The organism is Halochromatium sp. (assembly GCF_046541315.1).
Classification (GTDB): Bacteria; Pseudomonadota; Gammaproteobacteria; order Chromatiales; family Chromatiaceae; genus Lamprobacter.
Map to the genome: position 1 here is coordinate 1 of NZ_JBKHDN010000273.1, position 2949 is coordinate 2949.

5 protein-coding genes are annotated in these 2949 nt (G+C 63.4%); 1 reads left to right on the forward strand and 4 read right to left on the reverse strand.

What is annotated here, in order from left to right; all coding sequences use genetic code 11:
• The 4 genes from ACLFQI_RS12990 to flgB all read right to left on the reverse strand — a co-directional run.
• Positions 1 to 349 (reverse strand): flagellar hook-basal body complex protein (locus ACLFQI_RS12990; protein ID WP_410759942.1); only part of this gene is annotated, 349 nt, incomplete at its 3' end.
• Between the two features lie 75 nt (positions 350 to 424).
• Positions 425 to 1129, reverse strand: a complete 705-nt coding sequence (locus tag ACLFQI_RS12995; RefSeq protein WP_410759944.1) for a flagellar hook assembly protein FlgD — start codon at positions 1127 to 1129, stop codon at positions 425 to 427.
• A 3-nt stretch (positions 1130 to 1132) separates the two neighbouring features.
• Positions 1133 to 1543 (reverse strand): flagellar basal body rod protein FlgC, encoded by a 411-nt coding sequence (flgC, locus tag ACLFQI_RS13000; RefSeq protein ID WP_410759945.1) that lies wholly within the window; start codon positions 1541 to 1543, stop codon positions 1133 to 1135.
• 138 nt (positions 1544 to 1681) lie between these two features.
• The gene (gene flgB / locus ACLFQI_RS13005; protein ID WP_410759947.1) at positions 1682 to 2107 is read right to left on the reverse strand and encodes a flagellar basal body rod protein FlgB; all 426 of its coding nucleotides are present in this window, start codon (positions 2105 to 2107) and stop codon (positions 1682 to 1684) included.
• A gap of 144 nt (positions 2108 to 2251) precedes the next feature.
• Between flgB and flgA the strand changes: the two genes are divergently transcribed.
• Positions 2252 to 2949, forward strand: a 698-nt coding sequence (gene flgA, locus ACLFQI_RS13010; protein ID WP_410759949.1) for a flagellar basal body P-ring formation chaperone FlgA, incomplete at its 3' end; no start/stop codon positions are given.

A 2949-nucleotide genomic window follows, 5' to 3' on the forward strand; every position in this document is an offset into this window, starting at 1 on the left:
TCGCGTTGACAAGATATCCTTCAGCATCCTGATTGAATTGGCCATTGCGAGAATAGACAATCTCGCCATTCGTCTTCTCCAAACGGTAGAACCCCTGACCCGCGATTGCCAAATCCAAGCTCCGGCCGGTATTTTCCAAGGCTCCATCGGAAAAGTCCTGCATGATATCGACCACGCGAACACCTAATCCTGCCTGCCCCCCGCAGCCAACACAGCCGGCAAAAATATCAGCGAAAGCGGTTCGCGAACCCTTGAAGCCAACCGTTTGCGAGTTGGCGATATTGTCACTAATGACCCGGATGTTTTCGCCTTGCGAGCGAATTCCGCTGAGTGCTTGTGAGAAGCTCATCGGGATGTTCTCCTGTGATCGGCTATGGTATGCGGAGCCCTGAATCCTAGGGATTTAGGATTCAGGGACACGGATTCAGAGGATCTGACGGATATCGTCAAGACTTACCTGCCCATAGATGGCGCCGAGATCGAGCTGGACGTTGCCATCCCGATCCTGTGGCGTCACCGCGCTCACCTGGGCGTAATTCAGTGCTTCGGCGGCGATGGATTCCTCATCGGCATCGAGCGCCTCGAATTGCACGCGATAGGAACCGGATTCGGCGGCCACGCCCTCACTGGTGAGCCCGTCCCAGTTGAAGGAGTGGATGCCCGGGTCGAGCGCGCCGAGTTCGAGACGGCTAAGCACTTGCCCGGCAGAATCAGTGATGGTGGCCTGTACATTCTCGGCCGGCTCATCCAGCTCGATGCCGAACGGCGTGGTGAAGACCTCGCCCTCGTCATCCTTCTCCAGCAACACCTTGTCGCCCGGCACCAGCACGCCCTTGCCGACCAGGCTACTGGCCTGCAGGGCCTGATTGGCGTCGATCTGGCCGGTGATGAGTTGAAGGGTCTCGTTCAACTGCTCGATGCCGCTGACCGTGTTGATCTGCGCGATCTGCGAGGTCATCTCGGCGTTTTCGAGCGGGTTGAGCGGGTCTTGATTCTGCAGTTGGGTGGTGAGCAAACGCAGGAAGCTCTCGCGCAGTTCGTCGGACTGGCGTTGGCTCAGCGGTAGGCTGCTGCCACCGGCACCGCCGGCGGCACCGGTCGCCGCTGTGTTATCAATTTCGTCGAACATGGGTTAACCCTCGCCAATGGTCAGTGTCTTCATCATGATCTGCTTGCTGGTGTTCATGACCTCGACATTGGCCTCATAGGAGCGCGAGGCCGAGATCATGTTGACCATCTCATGCACCGGCTCGACATTCGGCATGCGCACATAGCCTTGCTCGTCGGCGAGCGGGTTGTCGGGCTGGTATTCCAGGCGAAACGGTGCCGGATCGTCCTGCACCTCGCGCACGCGCACGCCGCCGATGCCGCGCGTCTTATCACTCGCCAGGCTCTCGAAGAAGACCTGCTTGGCGCGATAGGGCTCACCCTCGGGGTCGGTGATGCTGTTGGCGTTGGCGAGGTTGCTGGCGGTCACGTTCATGCGCTGGGACTGGGCTTGCAGCGCCGAGCCGGCGATATCGAAGATGGAGAAGAGGGTCATCGGCGCTGTTCCTGAGGCTGATCCTGATCGATGATGCGAGGGCGATGCGGGCCTGAACGAGCGACTCGGGATTGCGATCGGGCCTGAGATCGGGCCGGACCCGCCGGATCTGTCGTCGGGTCTGGGGATCGGAGGCGTTTACTCGGGCTGCATGGCATTCTTGAGCCCCTGGATGCGGCTGCTGGCGAGGTTGATCCCCGTCTGATAGCGCATGGCGTTGTCGAGGAACTGGGTGCGCTCCTGCTCCATCTCGACCGTGTTGCCGTCGAGGCTCGGCTGCGCCGGGATGCGATAGAGCAGCATCTCCTCCAGCGGCGAGCGCAGCGGCGGACCCTGGCCGGGGATGTGGCGCACCGAGGTGCGCTCGAGCGCAAGGCCCTCGGCGCGCTGGCGACGGCCGCGCTCGACGGCCTTCTCCAGTTCGCTGCCGAAGTCGAAATCGCGCGCGAGATAGTGGGGCGTGTCGGCGTTGGCGATATTGCTGGCGAGCACCTCGTGGCGCTCCTGGCGCAGCGCGAGGGCCTGCTGGCTAAAATCAAGGGCGTTCGCGAGCTGATCGATCATCAGTTCAGTTTCTCCCGAGGGGAACCCCGGCCTTCGGGGCCGGGTCGTTAGGACCGCAGCCGCTGGCGAGTCGTGCCGTGGTGACGTAGTGTAAAGCATAGTGCGCCGAAGATCAGCCCAAAGGATCGAACAGCCTCGCTTTCCGTGATTATTTCAACCGTTTCCATTCAGAATCAGCGCAGTATCGTCGTTGCGTCCAGCGTGGCGCTGCTGCTGGCGAGCGCCACGCCGGCGCACGCCGACGAGGCCATGGTACAGGCGGTGCAGGACTTCTTGCACGCGCAAGCCAGCGAGCAGGGCGACGGCGAGGAGCTGATGATCGAGGTCACCCCGCCCTCGGCGCACCTGCCGCCTTGCCGCTCGCCCGAGCCCTTCCTGCCCGGGCGCACGCGCACGCTCGAGGGACGTCTCTCGGTGGGCGTGCGCTGTGGCGAGCAGGGACGGCAGGTGCGCTACTTGCAGGCCGAGATCAATCGCTATGGCGCCTACCCGGTGCTGAGGCGGGATCTGGAGGCCGGCACCCAGATCACGGCGGAGATGCTCGGCGAGCGCCAAGGCAACCTCAGCGAGCTGCCGCGCGACTCGGTGCTCGAACCCGCGGCGATCGTCGGCCAGATCGCGCGCCAGCCGCTCAAGGCCGGCGTGCCCTTGCAAACCCGCCAGTTCGAGTCCGAACGGCTCGTCGAGCGCGGTCAGCAGGTGGTGGTCGAGGCGCGCGGCGCGCATTTTCGCGTCACCCGCGAAGGCGAGGCGCTCGACTCCGGCGGTCTCGGCGATCGGATCCGGGTGCGCTTTGGCCGGCGCGAATTGATCGATGCCACCGTCATCGGCAAGGCGCGGCT

Coding starts and splice junctions, on each gene's coding strand:
- ACLFQI_RS12995 (WP_410759944.1), bottom strand. CDS start 1,129: ATGTTCGACGAAATTGATAACACAGCGGCGACCGGTGCCGCCGGCGGT.
- flgC (WP_410759945.1), bottom strand. CDS start 1,543: ATGACCCTCTTCTCCATCTTCGATATCGCCGGCTCGGCGCTGCAAGCC.
- flgB (WP_410759947.1), bottom strand. CDS start 2,107: ATGATCGATCAGCTCGCGAACGCCCTTGATTTTAGCCAGCAGGCCCTC.